Source organism: Nocardia sp. NPDC059240, from assembly GCF_042753865.1.
Lineage (GTDB): Bacteria > Actinomycetota > Actinomycetes > Mycobacteriales > Mycobacteriaceae > Nocardia.
On sequence record NZ_JBHZAC010000010.1, the window covers coordinates 255,371 to 277,678 of the forward strand.

The 22,308-nt window shown below is 64.3% G+C and carries 23 protein-coding genes; 12 read left to right on the top strand and 11 right to left on the bottom strand.

Translation table 11 applies throughout. The annotated features are described in order from the left end of the window. Positions 1-6: 6 nt before the first annotated feature. Positions 7-1,188, bottom strand: a complete 1,182-nt coding sequence (locus ACFXHA_RS33220; protein WP_379363154.1) for a M48 family metalloprotease — start codon at positions 1,186-1,188, stop codon at positions 7-9. Between the two features lie 151 nt (positions 1,189-1,339). Here ACFXHA_RS33220 and ACFXHA_RS33225 point away from each other — a divergent pair, with 151 nt between their 5' ends. The 5 genes from ACFXHA_RS33225 to ACFXHA_RS33245 all read left to right on the top strand — a co-directional run bounded on the left by ACFXHA_RS33225 (position 1,340) and on the right by ACFXHA_RS33245 (position 4,616). Beyond that, complete coding sequence (locus ACFXHA_RS33225) at positions 1,340-2,095, top strand: type 1 glutamine amidotransferase domain-containing protein (protein WP_379363156.1); 756 nt, start codon at positions 1,340-1,342, stop codon at positions 2,093-2,095. A gap of 289 nt (positions 2,096-2,384) precedes the next feature. Further along, positions 2,385-2,852 (top strand): helix-turn-helix transcriptional regulator, encoded by a 468-nt coding sequence (locus ACFXHA_RS33230; protein ID WP_379363457.1) that lies wholly within the window; start codon positions 2,385-2,387, stop codon positions 2,850-2,852. A gap of 9 nt (positions 2,853-2,861) precedes the next feature. After that, positions 2,862-3,284, top strand: coding sequence for a VOC family protein (locus ACFXHA_RS33235; protein WP_379363158.1), 423 nt, complete (start codon positions 2,862-2,864; stop codon positions 3,282-3,284). Next, positions 3,281-3,676 carry a VOC family protein gene (locus ACFXHA_RS33240; protein WP_379363160.1) on the top strand — a complete coding sequence of 132 codons (396 nt, stop codon included), beginning with the start codon at positions 3,281-3,283 and terminating at the stop codon, positions 3,674-3,676. The genes ACFXHA_RS33235 and ACFXHA_RS33240 overlap by 4 nt, the downstream gene beginning before the upstream one ends. 85 nt (positions 3,677-3,761) lie before the next feature. Next, the gene (locus ACFXHA_RS33245) at positions 3,762-4,616 is read left to right on the top strand and encodes an alpha/beta fold hydrolase (RefSeq protein WP_379363162.1); all 855 of its coding nucleotides are present in this window, start codon (positions 3,762-3,764) and stop codon (positions 4,614-4,616) included. Between the two features lie 42 nt (positions 4,617-4,658). Here ACFXHA_RS33245 and ACFXHA_RS33250 read toward each other — a convergent pair whose 3' ends face one another. After that, positions 4,659-5,966: a YhgE/Pip domain-containing protein gene (locus ACFXHA_RS33250; RefSeq protein ID WP_379363164.1), complete on the bottom strand. Its 1,308-nt coding sequence runs from the start codon at positions 5,964-5,966 to the stop codon at positions 4,659-4,661. A gap of 285 nt (positions 5,967-6,251) precedes the next feature. Between ACFXHA_RS33250 and ACFXHA_RS33255 the strand changes: the two genes are divergently transcribed. After that, the gene (locus ACFXHA_RS33255; protein WP_379363166.1) at positions 6,252-6,437 is read left to right on the top strand and encodes a hypothetical protein; all 186 of its coding nucleotides are present in this window, start codon (positions 6,252-6,254) and stop codon (positions 6,435-6,437) included. On the opposite strand, the gene ACFXHA_RS33260 is transcribed toward ACFXHA_RS33255, so the two are convergent. The 3 genes from ACFXHA_RS33260 to ACFXHA_RS33270 form a co-directional block, all read right to left on the bottom strand. Continuing rightward, complete coding sequence (locus tag ACFXHA_RS33260) at positions 6,434-7,255, bottom strand: HpcH/HpaI aldolase/citrate lyase family protein (RefSeq protein ID WP_379363168.1); 822 nt, start codon at positions 7,253-7,255, stop codon at positions 6,434-6,436. The genes ACFXHA_RS33255 and ACFXHA_RS33260 overlap by 4 nt on opposite strands. A gap of 464 nt (positions 7,256-7,719) precedes the next feature. Beyond that, positions 7,720-7,926 carry an NUDIX domain-containing protein gene (locus ACFXHA_RS33265; protein ID WP_379363459.1) on the bottom strand — a complete coding sequence of 69 codons (207 nt, stop codon included), beginning with the start codon at positions 7,924-7,926 and terminating at the stop codon, positions 7,720-7,722. Between the two features lie 229 nt (positions 7,927-8,155). Next, the gene (locus ACFXHA_RS33270; protein ID WP_379363170.1) at positions 8,156-8,476 is read right to left on the bottom strand and encodes a hypothetical protein; all 321 of its coding nucleotides are present in this window, start codon (positions 8,474-8,476) and stop codon (positions 8,156-8,158) included. 294 nt (positions 8,477-8,770) lie between these two features. Between ACFXHA_RS33270 and ACFXHA_RS33275 the strand changes: the two genes are divergently transcribed. Further along, positions 8,771-9,607: a hypothetical protein gene (locus ACFXHA_RS33275; protein ID WP_379363172.1), complete on the top strand. Its 837-nt coding sequence runs from the start codon at positions 8,771-8,773 to the stop codon at positions 9,605-9,607. Between the two features lie 283 nt (positions 9,608-9,890). On the opposite strand, the gene ACFXHA_RS33280 is transcribed toward ACFXHA_RS33275, so the two are convergent. Both ACFXHA_RS33280 and ACFXHA_RS33285 read right to left on the bottom strand, forming a co-directional pair. After that, positions 9,891-10,292: a VOC family protein gene (locus ACFXHA_RS33280; RefSeq protein WP_379363174.1), complete on the bottom strand. Its 402-nt coding sequence runs from the start codon at positions 10,290-10,292 to the stop codon at positions 9,891-9,893. A 102-nt stretch (positions 10,293-10,394) separates the two neighbouring features. Further along, entirely contained in the window at positions 10,395-12,977 is a 2,583-nt protein-coding gene (locus tag ACFXHA_RS33285; RefSeq protein ID WP_379363176.1) for a hypothetical protein, read from the bottom strand. Positions 12,978-13,617: 640 nt separating this feature from the next. Here ACFXHA_RS33285 and ACFXHA_RS33290 point away from each other — a divergent pair. The 5 genes from ACFXHA_RS33290 to ACFXHA_RS33310 all read left to right on the top strand — a co-directional run bounded on the left by ACFXHA_RS33290 (position 13,618) and on the right by ACFXHA_RS33310 (position 19,261). Next, complete coding sequence (locus tag ACFXHA_RS33290) at positions 13,618-14,181, top strand: hypothetical protein (protein ID WP_379363178.1); 564 nt, start codon at positions 13,618-13,620, stop codon at positions 14,179-14,181. A gap of 757 nt (positions 14,182-14,938) precedes the next feature. Continuing rightward, positions 14,939-15,877 (top strand): hypothetical protein, encoded by a 939-nt coding sequence (locus ACFXHA_RS33295; protein ID WP_379363180.1) that lies wholly within the window; start codon positions 14,939-14,941, stop codon positions 15,875-15,877. Between the two features lie 718 nt (positions 15,878-16,595). Beyond that, the gene (locus ACFXHA_RS33300) at positions 16,596-17,513 is read left to right on the top strand and encodes a Ku protein (RefSeq protein WP_379363182.1); all 918 of its coding nucleotides are present in this window, start codon (positions 16,596-16,598) and stop codon (positions 17,511-17,513) included. Between the two features lie 75 nt (positions 17,514-17,588). After that, positions 17,589-18,167 carry a GNAT family N-acetyltransferase gene (locus ACFXHA_RS33305; RefSeq protein ID WP_379363184.1) on the top strand — a complete coding sequence of 193 codons (579 nt, stop codon included), beginning with the start codon at positions 17,589-17,591 and terminating at the stop codon, positions 18,165-18,167. Between the two features lie 101 nt (positions 18,168-18,268). After that, positions 18,269-19,261: an SMP-30/gluconolactonase/LRE family protein gene (locus ACFXHA_RS33310; RefSeq protein ID WP_379363186.1), complete on the top strand. Its 993-nt coding sequence runs from the start codon at positions 18,269-18,271 to the stop codon at positions 19,259-19,261. A gap of 6 nt (positions 19,262-19,267) precedes the next feature. Here ACFXHA_RS33310 and ACFXHA_RS33315 read toward each other — a convergent pair whose 3' ends face one another. The 4 genes from ACFXHA_RS33315 to ACFXHA_RS33330 form a co-directional block, all read right to left on the bottom strand. Further along, positions 19,268-19,891, bottom strand: coding sequence for a hypothetical protein (locus tag ACFXHA_RS33315; RefSeq protein ID WP_379363188.1), 624 nt, complete (start codon positions 19,889-19,891; stop codon positions 19,268-19,270). Positions 19,892-20,002: 111 nt separating this feature from the next. Further along, positions 20,003-20,500 carry a DUF4189 domain-containing protein gene (locus tag ACFXHA_RS33320; RefSeq protein ID WP_379363190.1) on the bottom strand — a complete coding sequence of 166 codons (498 nt, stop codon included), beginning with the start codon at positions 20,498-20,500 and terminating at the stop codon, positions 20,003-20,005. A gap of 9 nt (positions 20,501-20,509) precedes the next feature. After that, the gene (lexA, locus tag ACFXHA_RS33325) at positions 20,510-21,169 is read right to left on the bottom strand and encodes a transcriptional repressor LexA (RefSeq protein ID WP_379363192.1); all 660 of its coding nucleotides are present in this window, start codon (positions 21,167-21,169) and stop codon (positions 20,510-20,512) included. Between the two features lie 30 nt (positions 21,170-21,199). Further along, positions 21,200-22,288, bottom strand: coding sequence for a hypothetical protein (locus tag ACFXHA_RS33330; protein WP_379363194.1), 1,089 nt, complete (start codon positions 22,286-22,288; stop codon positions 21,200-21,202). Positions 22,289-22,308: the final 20 nt, after the last annotated feature.

Sequence of the window (22,308 nt, forward strand, 5' to 3'; positions counted from 1 at the left end):
CGCAACTCAGGATCGTGACCGATGACGTCGTCTTCGGCGCCGATAGGGGCGCGGCTCGAAGTCCGGAATTCGCCTGCCCGCGAACGGATTCAGAGTCGGGGCTGTGATGCTCCAGTACAGCAGTCGCCCGAGCGGGGCGAGGACGGCGTGGACGAGCCGCGCCAACCATCCGGGCCGAGGCAGATCCGGTGGTCGCGAAGGATTGCCGAGCATGCGGACCCCGAGGGCCGCAATTCGCCGATCCGGCCAGGGATCGGTCGAGCAGACTTCGAGACACCGCAGGACCATTCGGTTCCGCAGGGGCAGGTATCGGCGCGGGTACAAGGTCGACCGGGTCGTGCGCAACAGGTACGAGCGCAATCCAGGGCCGCCGCCGAGATCCACCGACACCCGGTCGGCGTTGTACTGGTTGCGGCGCAGGACCGCGCGCTGGCCGCCCATCTGCGCCGCGGCCGCAACTGGCAGCATGACGGCGGCTGCCGTGCCGAACAGCAAGTGCAACAGCGCAACCAAGCCGGTCAGTACACCGAGTTGGGTGATAGCCGCGGCGGCGATCTGGAGCCGGGGCCACCTGCGGGTCAGCCATGAGGCACCACTCGCGGCCACCCCGAACCACATTCGCAGTAGCCCGCTGTACAGCCAAGACAGCCGGTAGCAGGCCCCGCCACCGTCGCCCACGCGATGGCCGATCTCGTGGCCCAGCACGCCGCGTAGTTCGGCCGTCGACAACTCATGAACTGCCCGGGTGGACACGATAACGAAACCGGCGGGATGCGCGACCCCCATCGGCCCCGGCGTATCCCGCACCCAGAGCGAGAAAGGCCCTTCCGCCAGCCCGATGGTGCGTGTGACAGCACGCCAGGCCGGATCCAGCGTTTCGGCTTCCGCAGCGGTGGGGCGTCGCGGCAATTCCGGATGAGGTCTGAGGCCGGGTCCGATCGGGTCCGGCAAAGGGGTCGGCAGCAGCAGGAGGACGAGTCCATACGCGAGCCACGAGGCCGGCACCGCGAACGCCGCCCAGGTCGCGAGCAGATCGCCCAGTCGATACAGGAGCAGCCCGGTCAGCATTGGGATCGGCCAGGACACCAATAACATTCCGATGGACCAGGGCCAGGCCTGGCGCCGAAGTTCGCTCCGGTAGACGGCGCCGGCGGTGGCGTCGGCGGTTCGGAGGGAATGAACGTTCATGGGCGGGAACTGCTTTCGGCGAACTGCCGGAAACCAGCGATCATCGGCTACACCCCCCGGCGCAGAAAAGCATCTGCACACCACGATAGCCATTCGCGAAGGGACGCGGGCGGAGGTCGCACCGGCGATGGCAGCCTGCGAGGATGCTGTCATGCGCGTGCTGATGCCAGTCCCGGACAGGGATTTCGATGTCACCGAGGTCGCGGTGCCGTGGCGGATACTGACCGACGCCGGACATGAGGTTGTGTTCGCCACCGAACACGCCGGCACCGTTCCGCAGGCGGATCCCCGGCTGCTGACCGGGGTGCTGTTCGGTCAGCTCGGAGCCGAGGACGAGCCGAAACAGTTTTATCGGCAGCTCACCGAAGCTCCGGAATTCCGTGCCACGATGGCGTGGTCGGATCTCGACGTCGCGGAATTCGACGGGCTGCTCCTGCCCGGCGGGCACGCGCCCGGAATGCGGCAGTACCTCGGCTCCGCTGTGCTGCAGGAGAAGATCGGCCGGTTCTGGGGGTTGGAGCGGCCCCTCGGTGCCATCTGCCATGGGGTGCTGGTGTTGGCTCGCGCGCAGAATCCCGCTACCGGCCGCAGCGTGCTAGCCGATCGGCGCACCACGTGCCTGCCGAAATATATGGAGCGCAGCGCTTACTTCCTGACCGCCTGGCGGTTGGGCCGCTACTACCGCACGTACCCGGCCTACGTCGAGGACGAGGTCCGGGCCGCCCTCACCGAACCTGGCATTCAATTCCAGCGCGGCCCAACCGAACTCGTGCGCCGTGGTACCGCCACCGATGATGGCGCTGCGTTCACGGTCTCGGATGGCAATTACCTGTCGGCGCGGTGGCCCGGTGACGCCTACCTCTTCGCCCACCGCTACCTCGACCTGCTCGCCGCAACGACGAGCTGATCCAGCGGGATATCGGCGGTCGCCGCGCCCGTACCGAGTATCAGGACTGCTGCACCCGCGAGAACCGTTCCTGCCGCCAAACGCTTGATGGACAAAATCTGCTCCTTTGATTGCCAGGTGACGACGGGGAATGTAACCGGGCGGGAAGACCCTGGCGTGCCACGAATTCTGTTGTCCCCCAATACTTAGGGAGCACCATCAGGCTCTATCGACAGCGTCGACATCGAAAGTCCCTTTCTGACGTGAATTGCGACTGGCCGGGCTCCGGAATTGCCGGGCGCGGGGCAGACTGGTTGCTGTGACCGAGCAGCGGGTGCCCGAGGCGTTGTTGGCGGATCTGCGGCGTGCGCGCGACCTGATCGACCGGGAGTTCGACTCGAAAGAGGTCGGTCTCGATCGCCTGGCGGCGGTCGCCGGGGTGTCGAAATACCATTTTCTGCGGCTTTTCCGCGCGGTATACGGGCAGACGCCGGGCGCGTATCTGGCGGTGCGCCGGATCGAACGCGCGCAGGACCTCCTTCGCGCTGCGAATCTGTCGGTAACCGAGGTGTCGCTAGCGGTCGGATTCGATTCGCTCGGCACTTTTTCGCGACGCTTTCGCGCGGTCACCGGGGAATCACCGTCGGAGTTCCAGGCCCGGTATCGCGAGCTCGGCCCGCCACGCATTCCCGGGTGCGTGGTGTTGATGTGGGGACTGGCCGAGCGGCAACCAATTTCCGCAATCGAGGAGAAGCCGGGCGACACCGCCGCGACATAGAGTTTCGCCATGATTTCAGGAGTCGCAATCGTGAACGTCCTGGTCGCCGACCAGGAGGAATCCAAACGCTTCTACATCGATGTGCTCGGCTTCGAAGAGCGCGACGACGTACAGATCAGCCCCGGCTACCGCTGGTGCACGGTCGGACACCCGTCCCAGCCCGAACTACTGGTGAGCCTGGTGCGCTTCGGCCCACCCCTCACCGCCGAACTGGCCCGCGAACTCGAATTGGCGCAGAAGGCCGGCGGACTCGGCGGACTCGGCCTCAACGTCGACGACTGCCACCAGACCTATGCCGACCTGAAAGGCAAAGGGGTCGAATTCGTTCAGGAACCGGTCGAGCGCCCCTATGGCACCGAAGCGGTCTGCCGCGACAATTCGGGCAACTGGATGGTGCTCATCGAACCCCGCCCGACGGAAGTCACCCGATGACCGCCGAATCCACCGCCACCCTGCTCGACTCGATCGCGACCGTCGTAGTGCCGGTCACCGACCAGCAACAGGCCCTGGCGTTCTACCGTGACGCCCTCGGACTCGAACTCCGCCGAGACTTCCAGGCCGAAGCCGGATTCCGCTGGCTCGAAGTCGCACCGGCCGAATCAGCCACCACCATCGCACTCGTGCCGCCCCGCGGCGGCATGTGGGGCAGCGTCGGCGGCGACACCCGAATCATCCTGCACAGCAACGACATCACCGCCACGCACGCCGGATTGCGTGCCCGCGGCATCGATGTCGACGACACCATCCTGCGACTCGGCGACCACGTGCCCCCGATGTTCCGCCTCCGCGACCCGGACGGCAACGAGATCCAAATCATCGGCTGACACGGATTCGAGCGCTCCCACTATTCGGCCCCGAACACGAACACCGAACAGCCACACTTGGTTTCAGGTTCCGAAGGGCAGGCAGATGAGCGCGCAACAACCCGCATCGATCAACACCTACTTCCGAGTCGTCGACGGAGTGCGGGTGCGCTACGCCGACACGAAGGCCGACACGGACACCATCGTGCTGATGCTCGCGCCCTGGCCGGAGACGCTCTTCGCTTTTCGGCGGATCTGGCATCGAATCACCCCGCTGGCACGGGTGGTCGCCATCGATATGCCGGGCTTCGGCCATTCCGACCAGCACCGCACGGACCTCATCGCACCCGACACGATGGGCGAGTTCCTCGCCCGCCTCATCGACGAGTGGGGCTTGGGCGCGCCACATGTCGTCGGCCCCGACGTCGGCACCGCGGCAGCGCTCTTCCTGGCAGCGTCGTCGCCCAACCGCGTCACGAGCCTGATCCTCGGAGGCGGAGCCGTCCTCCACCCGATCGAGGCGGGCGGGGCTCTCAAAGATGTCATCGAGGCACCCGACCTGGAGATCATCCGCGGCCTGGACGCACGCACCAATATCGGCCACTCGGTCGAATCGGCCGCCTCCGCGGCCACCGAGCCGGAAGTCCACGAGGACTACGTCAGCGCCTACGACCTCGGCCGCTTCGCCGAATCGGCCCGCTTCGTCCGCCACTACCCGAAACAGAACCAAGTCCTGCGCGACCTACTACCCACCATCTCCACACCAACCTTCATCATGGCGGGCAAGAACGACGACCTCGTCCCCTGGTCGAACAATCAATTCCTGTCGGACACCCTCCCGCACAACGAAATCCAAGCCCTCGACGCAGGCCATTTCGCCTGGGAAGAAGCCGCCGACGACTACGGCCGCCTCCTCGCCGCCTGGCTCCAGGGCGGATACCAGTACGCGGCCGAACACTGACGGCCTCGATACACCATTCGGCGATCGGGTTCTTTCGCACACCTACCGTGATGCGGCGGGAGCGCGGAGTAGTTCTTTTCGGTCGTAGTAGCGGGTGACCGTGCCACCCAGGACCAATCCGATGGTCAGGCCGAGCAGGGTCATCCAGACTGCGCGGCTCAGGCCTGCCGAGCCGTCGGCGTTGAAGTAGAGGATGGCGCGGATGCCCAGGTACACCTGGTGCATCGGTTCGAATTGGGCAAGCCAGGCAACGGATTTCGGGATGGCTTCGATCGGGATGGTGCCGCCGGAGGATGGCATGCCGAGGACGATGAACAGGATGAGGTTGATCAGCAGGCCGGCGGTGCCGAGTGCGGAGACGATCGACAGGGCGGTGACGCCGACCGCGATGATGGCGAAGGTGCTGTACAGGAACAACATCAGTGGTCGGTCGATCGGCATGCCCAGCGCGTGCCCGACGGCCATGAAGATCGCCGAGGCCACCGGTGCGGTGCCGGTGATGACACCCCATTTCAGCAGCAATGTCCGGAATCGGGAGATCGGCGTCGCCGGGTAGTGCACGTACCAGGGGCCGAACTCCGTCGGTGCGAAACCGAGGGACGAGTCGACCATTCCGTTGATGACCATGGCGCCGGTGAATCCGGCAAGCAGGACCATCAGGGTGTAGAAGAACGCGGTCAGACCGCCGCCGGTGCCACTGGGCAGCGGACGGAACGGAACAACCGACACGTCGATGGGCTTGGCCAGCATCAGACGACTCAGCCCGACCAACTCGGGTGCCTGTCCGCCCCCGGCGGGTTGCAGCTGCTCCTGCACGGTCTGCGTCAGCTGCTGTCCGACGGTCTTGTTGGCCTGCGCGAGAGCCGTTCCCGCGATCGACTGGACCACCTGCGCATTGAACGACCCGGTCCGCGGATTGGTGTTGACGGTGATGGTGGGCTGGGTGACATCCCCCGCAACCACGCTGGCCGTGGCGAAGATACCGAGCCGCTTCGTGAAGTCGCTGGGAATAATGATGGCCCCGTACACACTTCCGGCCGTCAACTGCTGTTGAGCCGCGTTGATGCCGAGCACCCGCAGATCGATCTTGTCGCTGGGGATCTGCTGGACGAGAGCATCACTGATCTGTTTGCCCACGTTCGCAGGCTTGCCACCGATGACATCCCCGTCGTCCTGATTGACCAAGGCGATCGGAAAACCATGCAAGTGTTTGGAAGGGTCGACCACATAAGCCAGATACATCGTGGCCAGCAGGGCCATCAGGAGCGAGACCACAATTGCGGGCGCGAGCCACACACGCACGCCCGAACGACGATCCTTGACGTTTTCACTGGGTTCGGCGTTGGCCATGACAGCACCGTAGTTGCTGACAGATGACACAGAGGCGGTAACCCGCCAGAAGCGGCCGTCCGAAGTACGATCTGCAAATGCGGTCTATCCCCTCGGCCCCAGAGTCCGGTTAGCCAGTCTCTTATTCCTCCTTCTTGCCGACCTTCGCAGGTGTCGCGGCCGGGGACGCTCGTGCGGCGCAGCTGAATTCGCTACATGAAGTGTCACGTCGCCCGCGGCGAATCCCAGCAACTCGACGCGCCTAGCTCGATTCCTACCGGAGCAAGCCGGGATTCCTGTGGCCCCATGAGCTCGCGGCTTCTCCTGCCGATCATGGCGTTCGGTGTCCTGATCGGCAGAAGTCACTCCGACGACCATCAATACCGGAAACGGATCGGCCCATTCGCCCTGGCCGACAATGGAATCCGCACCAGCGAGGAGACCGTCCGGTCGGGCACGACCCTTGCGATACTTCTCGACCCGCGACCCTAGATCAGATCGAACCGGGAGGCGAGGTCGATGGTGCGGTGCGCACGGCGCAAACGCGGGATGTCGCTGCCCTTGGTCGCGTTGGCTCCGTCCGAACCGAGCTGGGCGATGGTCGCTCGCGCCGCCGCAATGTCGTCGACGGTCGGGCTGAGGACGGTATTGATGAGGGCGGCGTGCGCCGGGTCGAGGCAAAGCCGGCCGGTCATGCCCAGTGAACGTGCCGCGGCGGTCTCCCGTTGCACGAAGCCCTCGTCGTTCACGATCGACGGGCCATCGATGGGTCCCGGCAGGCCCGCAGCCCGGCTGGCGACGACCAACCGCGAACGCGCGTAATCCAGAATCGCTGATCCGGGCTCCGCCCCCAGATCCATGCGCAGATCGCCACTGCCCAGGGCGAGGCGGCAGACCCGGGGATGATCGGCGATCTCCCGCGCCGCTTCCAAAGCCACGGCCGTCTCGATGAATGCGACCAGCGGCACCGGCGTGGGAAGGGCGGCGGAGACCAGCTCGATATCGGTCGCCGAGTCGACCTTCGCGATCATGACACCCGCCAGCTGGGACAGGTCGCCGATCGCCTCGACATCGTCGCGCCAGTACGGCGAGCGGACGTCGTTGATGCGGATCCAGGCCGGAGCCTGCTCGAGAATCCCACGGGCCACGGTGCGCGCGAAGCCCTTCCGCTGCGGAGCTACACCGTCCTCTAGGTCGATGACAGCGACGTCGGCGCGGGTACCCGCCATGTGGCTGGTGTTGTCGGAGGTCGCCGACAGCAGCCACCACGATCGCGCCAGTTCGGGGGACAATCCGGTATAGGTGGTCATCGAAGTTCCGCCTTCGAATTCACTGCAAACACAGACAACCTTCCTCTTGTTCATCCCCGTCGGCAGATATCGCCGAAATGATTGCGCCCCCGCACCGGATCGCGACTACAGGATATGTGCGGTACCTCTATGCCCGCAATTGAGCGGAAGCGAACTCGTCGGTAACCACCAGAAGAGCTGCAAGATATATTTCGTAAATAAAGTTCATGAGGTGCGTCACTACGAAAAGGCTTCCCTCGAACTCGATTACACCCGCACGCACCATCCCCACAGGAAGGGATCCCGGCAGCGTTCACAAGCAGGCGATGATGCGACCGTCACGGTCATCGGCGTGACAGCTCACCGCACGCGTGCAGCCTCGCGCTCACGGATGGTCTGTCGTATCGGCGGTGAATGCGTAACCGCTACAGCAGAAACCGCTGTTGCGTGACCGACTGCCCGGCCGTCCAACTGACGGTGACGGTTCAGGTGAGGAAGAGTGGGCGCCCGCCTGCCACGTCGAAGTGGGGTTCGAGGCCGAGCTCCTCGCGAGCCTCGCGGCGTGCGGCGTCCAGGGGGTGCTCCTGCGGTTCGATGTGTCCGCCTATCGGCAAGTGCAGGCCTGCCCTACGGTGCTGACCGAGGTAGGCCCCGCGCCGTTCGGGATCGACGAGGACGGCATAGGCAACCAGGTCCGGCGAGGCGTCGCAGGTTTTACGCGCCGGAAGACGTCATCGGTCGATCCGAGCCAGTCCAAAGTTGTTGCGATGTGCTCGCGTTCGAGGTCATTGAACGGCGAGAGGCTGTCAACAATCTTCGAAACCACAGCGGACGCAGGCTGCATAGCGGCAGAGGCTACACCGACGGTCCGAAAGGCCAGCCCGCCAGCCACGTGACCCACCGGCACATTCGGAAAGTCCGCTAGTCCGGATGACTTGTCTGGTAGTGGTAGCTCTCCACGCGTGCCCGCAGAATTCGGTCGAGTGCCCACAACGTGGGGAAGCCGGGATCGTCGTCTTCCAAGATGTCGTTGGACGGGGCAACGACCAGCTCAACCATGTTGTCGGGCACCGTTTCCGGGGCCAGCCGGTACGTGACGGCAGGGCTGAAGGCGCTGTGGCCGATGCGAGGTCCGTCGATGTCGTTGACCCAGATCGCTCCGGCGCGGCGGACGAAGCATTGCCCGACCCAGCACACGAATTCGTCGAGTACCGCAGCGTTGTCGGGCCGAGGAGGTCGCACTTCTCGGGAAAGTGCCAGCTGCAGAAGGCGTCCATCCAGTCATCGGATCCGCTGGCCGTTCGAACCGACGTAGCCGATCAGCTGCCCGTCCTCGACCTTCCGCCCCGAGCACGGTGTGGCGCTGGAGAATTCGTCGACTCCGCCACCGTGGGCTACAGCGCTTCGACGGAGTAGGTGGGCTCCCCGGCTCGGGCATATAGCTGTTGGTCTTGAACAGGTCGAGCATTCCTTGGGCCCGAAGGAATCCGCTACGGGACCCGCGCACTCTCTGCGTGTCGTTGGGCTGAACCGGACATGCCAGCTATCGCCGCCGCCTACTCTGAAAGCCGCGAGCGCGACGCCATCACGACGGTGGGAGAAGACGTGGAGACCTGCATCATCCATGTCCGTCGAGAGAGGGACGTCCAGCTTTTCCATCGACACGTACACGTTATGATCGACGGGCGAAGCGCGGGCCAGGTTGCGCACTTAGCGACAACGAGCCTGCCGATCCCCGCTGGGACGCACAAAGTGCAGATCAGGTGCGGTGAGGGGAGCAGCGCGGTGGTCGCTGTCACGATCGCGCCGGGTCAGGAGATCACGTTCTCCACCAGGTTCCGGGTCCTCACGTGGATGCACTCCTGGAGCTTGGAACAGGTCACCGCGCCGATCCCTGCCGCTGCGCCACCCCTTCCGACGGACTTGCAAATCTTGGAGGTCATCGAGGCTCAGCGAACCGAGGAGCCGATGGGGGACGAGACACGCACGATCGACAACCGTACGGGTGCAGCGAATGTGGTGCGGGTTGTGCGGGCTAGCCGTGAGTGGTCGCACACCATCACCTTCGGAACCGACAGAAGTCGTCGCACGAACAACGAGTTCGGCTTCGGCCCTCAGTGGGCTAGCGTCAAACATACGATCGAGACCGCGTTGCGCGACACATATTCAAATAGCTCGGATTTCCGCGAGAGCCATTCTGAGGAGATCACCGTCAACGTTCCCGCAGGTTCCTGCATTCAGCTTGTGCTGCACTGGAAACGCATCTTGCAGCGTGGAACCGTCCGCGTCCAGAGAGGGCGAAGAGTCGTCGAGGTGCCGTTCCAGACGGTCGTCGGCGTTACCTTCGATCAGGTACAGCGTCAGCTCGCGTAGGCGGATCCTTGGGTTCCGCATGTAGCGGACCTCCTACGACTTGGGCGGGGGTGGTCATCACCCGCCTGAACAGTCAATCGACTTGTGTCTCTGTCCGTTCCGGGGGGCTCCATTCCAGCCATGCCGGATCGTGCTGAGCTTCTGGGTTCACCCGTACCTCGTCTAAGCCGTCACCCGGAATCGGTCGCCACCATCTGAGCTGTGCCCGCAACACCAGCGACCCGGACCGTCATCTCTTCTCACGTCACGCAGATGGTGGACGGTCCGGGCGCGCGAGTGGTGCTTAGTCCCACACTGGACGGCGGGCGAGTTGATCGGGAAATTCGGCTTGGAGTACACAGAATTCGTTGTCGAACGGATCGCGCAAGACCCAGAAGTCGTAGCCGCGTTCTTGCTGGTGATCCCATCGCACCGCACCGAGCGCCTCGAGCCGCTGAACTTCGGCCGGCACGTCGTCGGTCTCAATGTCGAGGTGCATGCGTTCCTTGGCGGCCTTGGGGTCCGAAGTCGCTTGCAACAGCACCCGAACATCCGAATCGGGCAGGCGCAGGCGGCGGTATACGTGGCGGCTCCCGGGATTGACCGGCTCCTCGGCGGCACCGAGCGCGCCGGACCAGAATGCAACTCCCCGATCGAGATCGTGGACGTCAATGACGAAGTGGCACAGTCGACTACGATGGCTCACACCATTCAGTCTATGGTGGCACCGGGCGCGGGCCGGACCGACCGCGGCTGTTCAACACGGCACCAACAGCAGGCGTCGGCCTGGCGATGCCCAGTTCCGCCCTCACAGCAGCCAATCATCAGGAGCTTCGTGGGTTGCAAGTACCCGCTGGACATACTCCTCGTCAACCTTCCGGTACTCCCGACAAGCTCGTTCGACTGCTTCCCAGTCTTCTCTCTCGCACCGTTGCCGGATGATCTGGCGCCATCCACTTGGTCCACCACCGAAAAGCGGGATGCTGTACTCGAGCGGTGCGGAAGCCCGCGCGGCGAGCTCGGCTTCTTCGGGGAATCCGGCGAGCTCGTACGTGCCAGCCAGATCCGCCCATCCAGTGCCGTCCCCCAAGCCTGCGGCGATGGCGGCGGCGGTCTTTGCTGATTCGAATTGGCCCTGCTTTGCCCGCTCCGAAGCAAGCCGCGCCCACGCCATTCCTTCACCGTTTTCCGCGGCAGCCTCCGCGCCGGCCGTGTCGCCGAGGCTGTGTCGCAGCGCGGCGAGTTCAGCCCATGCATACTGCGGCTCATCGACATTGGGCGACAAGGCGGTGCGTAGCATCGCCTGCTCTGCCGCAGCATGTTCCCCCAGCAACGCCAGTGCACGGCCCGCGTCCTGCCAGACGTTCTCGATCCCTCGTTCAGCGGCCGTCTGGAAGGCTTGGGCAGCGCCGCGGTAGTCGCCCTTGAACATGAGCTTATTGCCGATTTCTACCCATCCGTATGCCCATCCGGCAGCGAACATGTCCTCGGCGGCGCGCTCGGCACCGACCAGATCGCCGGATGCGGCACGGCTCGGAATGAGATATTCGTACCAGGCAGTCGGGAAGCCTTGTCGCTCACAGTCCTTTCGTGCGGCGTCGTCCGCACCGGCCGAATCTCCCAGTCGCTCACGCGCCTTCGTTACGGTCGACCAATCGATGAAAACTTCGTTGGCGTTGCGCAGCATCTCCTCGGCTGTCGTTCTATCATTGGCGGCATAGTAGAGCAGAGCGATCTCATACCAGAGAAAACCCGGATATCCATGTGCCACACCGAGATCCGCTCGCGCAACAGTGATCAGTTCATCGGCGTTCGATAGGTCACGGCGTTCGGCACCTTGCCGGGCGAGGTCCGCCCAGCCGCCTATGAAGCCTAACTCGATACTGCGACGGTGCAGCCGCTCGGCGACCGAGTGCAGGCCCTGGCGACCGGCTTCGAGTGCTACGGCGCGGGCCGCAGCGTGATTGACTGCGTGTGCGGCCACGATTGCCCACAGTCGCTGGTGTGGAGGCTCGCTTCGATGCCGTTTACCGTGGTAGCCAAGGAAATCCGCGAGTACGAATCCGTCCAGGGCGTCACCTTCGATGGTGGTTCGGGCAGGTTCTAGTGCCGAAACCGCCTGTTTGATCGGTTTTGCTGCTTGCCGGATGGCGGCCTCGAACCAATCGGACGGTCTCGTGTGCTGTCGACGCTGGCCCAGGTAGTGGAAGGCGGCCTCGTTCAGCATCGTGCTGGGGATTGGCAGCGTATGGCCGATTCGGAACAGGTCCATTGCGGCGGTCAGGACGGCAGCCAGGTAGGCGTCGTGGGGGTGGGTGTACATCTTTACCAGCTGAGGACCGCCTGCAAGGTTCTGGATGAGCTCACCGCTGGCCGCGGCAGCATCGATGACTTCGGCTAGTTCGGGGCCCAGTGTTTGTCTCGCGTGCTTGATTTCGGGCTTGGAGAACGACGATGGGACGTCGATCAACTCAACGTCGTGATCGAAGAACCGCTTGACCTCGGGCGCGAGGTCGAGCCATTCGACGAAATCTGCTCCACCCCATACTGTCCCGATCGCGACAACATCACGATCGCTGGTGAGGACTTCGAACAGACGCTCGGCAATGTGGTCGCCATCACCATCGCTGAGGAACGCCTGGATCTCGTCGAGCCAAATCACGGTCGACGTGGCTTGGTCCGTTTTGAGGACATGCCGTAGCTGCGCGGCTCCGGTCGGGCGGAGCAGCGACCAGTGTGGGATACGATCCAGCAGAGCCTCGATCGCAGTTCTGGTCTTGCCTGTACACGAACCTCCACGCAGGACGATCATCCTGCTTCCGCTCCCAGCCAAGGCTTGATCGAGGGCGCCTCGAACTTCAGTGTCGTGTGGGCGCGGGACATAGTCGATCATTCGGGTCCCGCCCACTGTCGCATGGACGCGCAGAGCTTCAGCCGACCATTCGCAGACAGGCTTGGCGACCGGCTCACTCAGTGCCCGGGATGACGCAGCGCCGCCGACCATCCCATTCGTGTTCGGTTCGGGCAACGAGGCAGGTTCGTTGCCGGCTACGACGGGCACCGAGTTCGAACGTTCATACCGAAGATCGAACGGGGGCGCGGCGTCGCCGTCCTTCCACACCCGAGACCAGTACCCTCGGTCGAACCGCGCCGGGTTGATCGGCAGTTTCTTTTCTTCGGCGATTCGTTGGCACGCATGAACGTAGGTCAATACCGACTGCTCCGACACGTGTGTGCCGTTCTCAATCCTGTTGATGGTGTCGCCGGATACGGAGTCGCCACTGCCTTTCAAGGCTTTCGGCAGGGCGGTCTTGGCAGCCTGCACACGGTGACGCAAGGCCACGAGCTCGCGCGTGAGTCGTTGGCTGGCGTCACCGGTGAAGCTGCTCATCCGTTCCGTCCTCTCTGACGCGATCATGCCCGGCAGAGGATTACAGTGCCGAGACAATGAGGATCGCGACAGCGATCGACCCGAGTACGCTCGCACACACGCACAGCCGTAACGTGTGCCCCCAGCTCTCCATGGCTTTACGGACCGTCTTACCGAGTTCCGCCCACATTGTCATCCCCATTCCGTCAATCGTGACTGCGGTGAGCGGACGGCCCTTCGGTTGCTGGCCCCTACTCGGTTTCACTGCACCACAGCGGAACTGGCCGCACCCTTTTCTGCGGCGCACTGCGGATGATTGCTGAACCCTGCGGAGTACTGCGGCGATGCGACAGCACACCATGCCGAGGGAGCCTTCAGCGGGCGGCGATTCGATCGGCACTCTGCAATGTCAGCGGCAACAGTGTCGGTGTGTCACCGAGGATCGACCCGCAACTTTGGCATGATCAGCAGCGGCCACTGAGGGTGGCCGTCCTCGGCCCCGCACTCTGCCCAATTGCGCGGTGCCACAGAGGAAGAAGGCTGCCACCGAGCGCCGCCCAGGTAGGGATCAGACATCACCTATCAGTCAGTTCACGCTCCTATGGAGCGGCGCATCCGTGATGGGTGCCGAGGGCAGCGGCATCCCTGAAGGAGCGAACCGATGCCTGCCCGCCTCGATCGCAAGATCTCGCCACGTCGATATCGCGACTACACCGGCACTCCTCATCAGAGGATCGTCGGCGACTGCCGCATCGACCGGGAGAATCCGATTCCCGCTGCGGTAAACCCGGATCAACAAGCGCTGGAATCGCTAGTCTTCGCCCGACTAGCAGACTGTCGAGAAGTGGTGCCGAATCCGTTCGGAGTCAAGCGGGTGATCCTGCCGACCGACTATCGAACACCGACAACGCTGCATGTCGTAGACACGATGTACGGGCTCGAAACGACCGAGTCATATGCCGGCTGGCTACTGCAGTCAGTGCTGCCCCACGCGGTGGATGAATCGGGCTACAGCAACGGTGTCGCCGACGTGCGGATCGTCTGCGCGGGCCGACGCGAGTTGGTCCTCACCCTGGTCGGAACCGATGCCCGGCTGCGGTTTCGGGGCGGACCTCGCACAGACTTCGCCCGTGCCGTCGCAGAGTTTCAACAACTCCTAATCTCAGGGCGGAACAGCGCTGTGGAACCAGCCGCGGTCGTTCCTCACCGAAAAAGTTCACGATAATTATCAACGCGAAACCTCGTGGGTCGGGTCCGGCTTGTTGCGGCGAGCGGCGCTGTTTCGCTCGGCTACCACGTCGTTCTACGTTCATGGCTGGAAGCTTGGAGGCAAACTCAAATTCGAATTCGACACCCTGGTTGGAGTGCCCGCGACACACGACAGGTTCGTCGAGCAGCTGATCGCCCCACTATGGGGACTACCTCTTGAGATCCGCGAAAAGTACTGCTATTGCAACGATCTAACCAACCGGAACTTCCAATGCTGGTTCGAACTGGGTCACCGTGACGGAGGTGAAAACGTTCTCCAACTCCGTTCACCTGGACAGAGCACCGGCACCTCGGAGACTGGCGTCACTGGCTGAAAACCGTAGGCGCACAGCAACCCTGGCTCGACGAAGTCCTACCCGAAACCGAAGTCGCAGGAAACGAGATAACTGTGCTGGACAGCATGTGACCTTCTGACGACCGGACCGCTGGTTCGACCCACCTCCGGCCGGCCGGAGCCTCGCGGGCTCCACGATGTTCGAGCCTCGCCCGATGTGGCCCGCGCGCAATCGGATTGGTCGACAAGCCACCTTCGACATGTGTAAAGTCATCTCCACAACATGAGGTTGCTCGGCAGCAGTAGCCGAGGCCTGTCGGTGATTCCAGGCATCCCTGACAGCAACCACGCAGGGCGTGGACTGCGTAACCATGGCCAATTCCCGTCAGTGAGACTGGCGTGTCACTGTGCTGATGCCTGGGCAGTGTGGAGACGCGCGATGTCAAACTCGTCGAATTACCTGGGCCACCGCAACTTAGTCAGCGTCCGGCGACGCTACTCCCCCGAGCCACTGTGGGAAGCACGGTTTGGAGTCCGGGGCAGCCAGATCGGCTTCGATACCGACAATCGTGCACAACAGCAACTACGGGCGCAGTTGGCGTTGTACACGCTCAACTCGGCGCAGACACCGCCGCGGGAGTTGTTGGAAGCCAACCACAACCGAGATCGCTACTGGCACGATCGCAACGGGCTCATGACCTATTCGTTCGTCCTCTCTCCGCGCTTCGACGAGCTAGCAATCTTCTCCGCTATCCCCGGTCACATGGTCAAAACGGTGTATTTTTTCCCCGGCACCCGATTCGAAACCGTCGACTTGAAACACGACGCATTGATCTTGCGACACCTCCCGACCGGGAGCGCCCTCAGCCTTCGGTACTTTCCGAGTCATCATCCGAAAATGCGTCAGAAGTGCCCCAAGCACACGCTGCTCGGCACGGCCGACTGGCTCCGTCAGGACATAGGGCTAGTTGACGAGGAAAGACTCGCCCTGGACTGTCTACCGGAAATGAGCGAGGACGCCGAGCGCCTTCTCGCAGCGTTGGTCTCACGCCTACATCTGCACAGTCGAACCGAAAAGTGGGCAGTCGGCGCACTGATCGACGATCCAATACGCCGCCCACGACAACCGACGTCTCCATGGAAGTTCACTTACTGCTGGGGACATGACCGAGACTGGGTCGTTCGGTGGGGAGGCGGGCTCCATGCGGTCCCAGCTGCAGATGTCGCCCGTGCCTTGACACATCCACTGGTCGGACTCGCCACGGCGGTCGCGGTCCGTCAGGAACAGGACCGTGCCGAAGTCCATTTCGGAGATGCCAGACTGCGACTCGAGCGACACTTTCCGAGCGGCCGAGCGCCTTTTGGCGGTGCCAGATGACCCCTTCGGCGCGACGTGTAACCCAAGAAGCCGAACCACAGACCTGGCGCGGGCTCATCTATTTCGTACTTTCCGATCCACATCGGTTCCGGCGAGCCCTCCTCATCGTCATCGTCCTGTGCACGTCGACGGTCACCTTGGCGGCGTTGTGTGGACCAGTTGTGATCGCTGCGGCCATCGGTGGCACAGGATCCGCTATCGCAGCAGCCCATCACCGCCGCAGCAATCGGCAAGCAACCAGCACAGGGAGTGAGTAACGACATGAACATGCATGGCCGCGACACGACCTCGGACAGGTTGGTCTAACCGGATACTTGCCGTCGATCACCTGCACCGATTGCCTGCGCTCAGGTCGAATTCGGCTGCAATTACCAATTCTCCGACGAGAAGATGCTGGTCAGTACGGTTGCCATCTGCATAGTTCCCCGCCCAGGAAACGATCCTGCGACCAGTGCCCACCTCGCACGTCTCTGGCGTGCAATCGTGCATAGGCCAGCGCCCTCGATCACGCTCGGCCGGGGTTCATACAGCTCGAGAGGACAGCGACAACACACAGCTCAGGAACCCTGTCAATCCCACATCAAGATCGATTCCCGGGCCGTCCACGGGCCGTCAGACGACAACTACCAGCCACCAACAACAACTTTCAGCCACCTCAAACCCCCAGGTCGGCGGCGTGTTACCGAACACGACACGCCGTCCGAAGTACCATCGGACGATGCGGTCCATTTGGAAGGGCTCCATCGCGTTCGGGCTGGTGAATGTTCCCGTGAAGGTTTATACCGCCACGGAGGACCATGACATCAAGTTTCACCAGGTGCATGCTGTTGATGGCGGGCGGATTCGGTATGAGCGGGTGTGCACGGTGGATGGGCAGCCGGTGCAGTATTCGGATATCGACAAGGCTTATGAGTCGCCTGATGGGGATCGGGTGATACTCACCGACGAGGACTTCAGCAAACTGCCGGCGGCGGAGAAGCACGAAATTCCGGTGTTGCAATTCGTGCCGTCGGAGCAGATCGATCCGATTCTGTTCGACAAGAGCTACTATCTGGAACCCGATTCGACGACGCCGAAAGCGTATGTGCTGCTGGCGAAGACGCTGGAGCGGGTGGATCGGGTGGCGCTGGTGCATTTCACGTTGCGGCAGAAGACGCGGTTGGGGGCGCTGCGGGTGCGTGACGGGGTGCTGGTGTTGCAGACGCTGTTGTGGCCCGATGAGGTGCGGGCGGTGGCGTTCGACAAGCTGCAGGATGTCTCCGAGCCCAAGAAGCAGGAATTACAGATGGCCGAGACGCTGGTCGACACGCTGTCGGATGATTTCGATCCCGGCCTCTACGTGGACGAATACCAGATCGAGCTGAAGAAACTGCTCGACGAGGCGATCGCCAGCGGCAGCGGTAAGGTCACCCGCGCGCCCGAGGCGGCGGCACCGGAGATGGATGCCGAGGTGGTCGATCTGGTCGCGGCCCTGCAGCGCAGTCTGGAAGCATCCGGACGCAAGACCGGTGCCGCACCCGCCGCGCCCGCGAAAGTTGCCGCGAAGACACCGGCGAAGAAGGAGCCCGCCAAGAAGGCCGCGAAGAAGGCTCCGGCCAAGCAAGCCGCGGCCAAGCAGGCACGCAAGGGCGCGTGATAGCACGCCCCTGACGCGGAGTCCGTACCCGGAGGGTCCCAGGTGAGTCAGCACTCACCTGGCAAACTGTCGGGCATGGAATCCGACATATCCATCCAATCCGATATCGCCATCGTTCCCATGGGGCTCGGGCATCTGCGTCAGGTCATCGATCTGGGCTACCAGGTGTTCGACACCCACGCCAAGCCCTACACCTCGTGGTCGCTGACCTCGGTCGCCGAGCACCTCGACAGTGCGGGCAAGTCCTGCTGGGTGGCGGTGGATTCGGATCGTGTCGTCGGATTCGTGCTGGCCTCCATGGAATTCGAACTGCGCGAGGATTGGGCGTACCTCGAGTGGATCGCCGTGTCCCCGGATATGCAGGGACGCGGCGTCGCGGGCAAACTCATGACCGCCTGCTGCGACCTGCTTTTCAAGCACGGTGCGCGTCGCATCGTCACGGATGTGGAGCTGCACAATGCGGCATCGGCCGGGATGATGCGCAAGAACGGGTTCACCGAGGGCACCACCGTGACATTGTTCGTGCGACCCAATCCGGATGAGGCGCTGGCCGGGGAGGACGAGCAGGTCACGCTCGGGCCCGGCACCAAGCGGGATCTGATCCGGCGCGGCCGGATCGCCGGAGACGGGCGGCACGGGCGGCCCGCACGCTAGTTCCGCGCCCGCCGATGCCGCGGCCGGTCGGGCGCGTTGCCGGAGCAGACCAGGCGGTTTACGCTACCGGTTGATCATCGCCCAACGAAGGGAAGACCGTGATGCCGCGTCGGCGACCGGAAGCCGCTGTGCCACAGTCGGATCGCAGGGGGCGGGTCGCGGGAGTCGTCGCGCTGATGCTCGGCTCGGCGGCATTCGCCGGTCCGGCCGCCGCGGACGCTCCCGAAACCCCCGTCGCACCAACGGTTTCCTGCTCCCCCGCCAAGCTCCTCATGGGCCTGCCGACCCGCACGCCGCTGCTGGACTGGTCGGAGAACCTCGGATTCGATGCGAGCGGTGCCATCTGGGTGGCGCGGAACTTCGGCAATGTCGTGGAGAAGTACGACAACGACAACCGCGGCCAGGTCGTGACGAGCGTGCCGGTGACGAGTCCGGGTGCGGTCCGGCTCGGCCCGGACGGCCTGATGTACGTGACATTCGGCAACTCCCCGATCAGTGGGGCCGCCAAGCAAGGTGGCGTGCTTCGATTCGACCCGAATGCCGCCGACCCGCGACCCGAGGTGTTCGTCTCGGGCCTCGGTCAGGCGAACGGGGCGGCCTTCGACGCCGACGGGAATCTCTATGTCGCAGACAGCGTCTCGAACACGATCGAGCGGATCCGCCGGGACGGCACCCTCGACGCCGACTGGACCGACCGAGCCGGGAAGGCCCTCGCGGCCCTGGGTTCCGGCACCGACGGGATCGTCGCGGTCGGCGATCTGCTGTACGTGACACTGCTGGAGAGCCCGACAGCGCGGGTGGTCGCGGTGCCGATCGCCGATCCCGCGCAGGCCTCACCGGCGGTGGATCTGGCCGCGGCCCCGCTCACCTCGCCGTTGCTGCCCGACGATCTGGCGGTCGGCCCGGGCGGATTCCTCTATGTCGCGACCGGCTCCGGCCAGCTGGTGCGCGCGGATCCGGTCACCCACACCAGCTGTACCCTGGCCTCGGTCGAGCCGCTGACCTCGGTGGCGGTGAGCCCCAGCGACAATCGGCTGCTGCTGCTGGGCACCGAGAACGGCGACGTGCTGAAAGCCCACGTGCCACCGGTCTAACGGCGCTCAATTGTCCCGTGCCGCTTGGGCTCTCCCCTCGCGGAAGAATTCCAGCAGACCCTCCACCGTGGATGTCTCCGAGCGCGGCCGCATGGCCCCGAACGACGCGTTCCAGAACTCACCGCGCCGGCGCGTCCACGGCCCGACATACGCGTACGGCTGCGGATTGTCCCAATCTCCGGGTGACACACCGTAATTCACCTCGTCGACGGCGACCGACAGATCGAAGTGCTCGGGCCACAGCACCGGCTGTTCGGCGGCGAATCGGCGTAAGGCGGTGTCCCCCACCGCGAACCAGTCGTGCACGGCGGTGGCGGCGTCGTTGTCGAGGGTGAAGGGTTCGTCCGGATCCATCCGGGTGCCGTCGGAGTAGAGGCCCGCGGGTGGGGCGTCGGCCTCGTATCCGGCGCTCAGGGCGAGGTCACTGTAGGTGCCGTGCAGGCGGATGCGGCCCTGCGGCCACACCAGGTCGGTGCCGGTCACCGACACCGGCCATTTGACCCCGGCGAAGCCGCCCAGCACGATGCGCATGCGAATGCTGCCGAAACGGCGGTACTGCGGACCGGCGATCAGCAGTTCGGCCGCGGCGTGCAGGGCGAACCGGGTGTCCTCGTAGGTGATGTCGTCCACGGGCAAATCATCCCCGGCCGGTCGGGCGTGTTGCTGGAAAACGGACTCCGGCAAACAAATCAGCGCCGCACCGGAGTGATCCGATGCGGCGCCGAGATGATTCGCCGATTGTCAGCTCGCGTTGTCCGTGCAAGCCGACAGGATGACCTTGGCCTGGCGCGGCGAAGAGGAACCGGTGTCCGGGAAACCCGGGGCACTCTTGCCGAGCACATTGATGGCCGAGGATTCGGCCTCCGACTTGGACGGGGCCCAGGCCCAGCCGAACCGGGTGTCGGCGCCCTGAGCGACGGCACCACACGCATTGGCGAAGTGCACGACGACGGCACAGTCGCCGCCACCGCACTTTTCGACCGCGGCGCCGTCCGCGCCGTCCCAGCTGCCGTAATTCACGGCATATGCGACATTTCCGGTGCTCTTGGACAGCGCCAGAGCGCCGTACAGGTCACCGGAGGCAGCGGTGAAGACCGGATCGCCGTCCGCCGCGGAGGCGGGTCCTGCGGCCACGGTGCCCATCGCGGCCATCGACGTAACGGCGAGGCCCAAACCGGCCTTGCGCAGCAACGACATTCGATACTCCCGGGGATGGAAGGTGATAACGGGCGTCATCATGCCAGACAGTCAGACTCGCCGCATGACCGAGACGACCTTACCGAGCACCTGGGCGCGATCGCCATCGATGACCGGATAAGCCGGATTGCGTGGTTCCAGGTAGACGTGGCCGTTGCTGCGGCGGTACACCTTCACCGTGGCCTCGCCGTCGATCATGGCCGCGACGATCTCACCGGAGTGCGCCTCGTGCTCCTGACGCACCACCACGATGTCCCCGTCGCAGATGGCGGCGTCGACCATCGAATCACCGCGTACCCGCAGGCCGAAGACGGTGCCGCGGCCGACCAGTTCGCGCGGCAGCGACAGCACATCGTCGGTGTGCTGCTCGGCGAGGATCGGCGTGCCCGCCGCGATATCGCCGACCACGGGGACCGGCACCGAGTTCTCGTCCTGCTGCCGCGCCGGAGTGCTCTGCAGGAACATCCGCACATCCATGGGCCGGGTGACCGATTCACTGCGCGTGAGGAATCCACGGTCCTCCAACTCGCGCAAATGCCGCGAAACAGAAGAACCAGACTTCAATCCGACCGCATCCCCGATCTCCCGGGTGCTCGGCGAATACCCGTGCCGCTGCACCCAATCCCGGATCGTGCACAGAATCCGCTGCTGCCGCTCCGGCAAGGTGGTGGTGTCGAGATGCTCGAATCCGTCGAAGTCGTCATAGGTCACCGGGGAATCCTACGGGCAGAAAACCGCGACTCAGCGCAGCCGGGGCCACGCCTTCTCGGCCAGATTCTGCACGGCCTGGCAGGCGTCGCCGGTGTCGGCGAGCACCACCGCGAGCTGCAACGACTCGACCAGGGTGTCCGGCTGCGGGTAACGGGCCTGATAGACCTGTTTGCCGGGCCACGGCTGCCACGTCCGGCCGGCCACGGTGGCTGTGCAACTCTGCGTGCCGCCACTCAGCACGGTGGGCACACCGGCGATGGTGACGGTCCGGCCCGAGGCCGCAGGTTTGTTCAGGCCCGGCATCAGCGAGACCAGGTTGTACTTCGACTGGAACGGGGAGATCACGGGCATGTTGGCCGGCGCGGTCGACTCCGTTGCCTGCCACAGGCAGAAATGGCCCGGATGGCGTGCGGCCGGCGGATTCCAGCCGGGCAGTGCGACATTCGCCGTGATCTCGGCATCGGTCAGCAGCGCACAACTGTCGGTGCGGCCCAGCGAATCCGCCGGGAAGGACAGTCGTGGCACCGAGTTCGCGTGCAATGCGGCGACCAGCGCCTTTTCCGCCCGATCGGTCAGATCGCAGACGTCCACCGGGAGCGCCTTCTCGAACGTGTCCTGCGACGAGGTGATCGTGACCGCGCTCTGCGCCGAGTACACCGCCCGCAGGCAGGAACCCATGTTCTCCTGCTTCTGCGTGACGACCGTCCAATCACCGTCGGCGGCAACCGAATAGCGGTCGGCATTGTCGTACACGCCGGGAGTCGGTGGCGTCTGCCGCTTGTTCGACGCGACGGAAATCTCGTGATACGTCGGTCCGGGCACGACGATATGCACTTCGCACAGGTCGAAATCGACGGGATCGATCTGCACCCGGGGCAGTCCGGTCGCCGGATCGTGGTCGGCCACATCGGCATACAGCTCCGGGGTCAGGTAGCCACACGGATCCCAGCCGAAGGTATCCACCGGAGATACCGGCGGGGCCACCGCCGTCGTGCTCGTCGGCGCCGATCCCTTCGCACCGGGATCCGAATCACCGTGCTGCCCCGAACAACCGACGAGACCGATACCGATCGCGACCGCCAACACCGGCGCGATCCGCCGCCCCCACAACCCGCCCATAACCGACTTTCCTCTCGAAA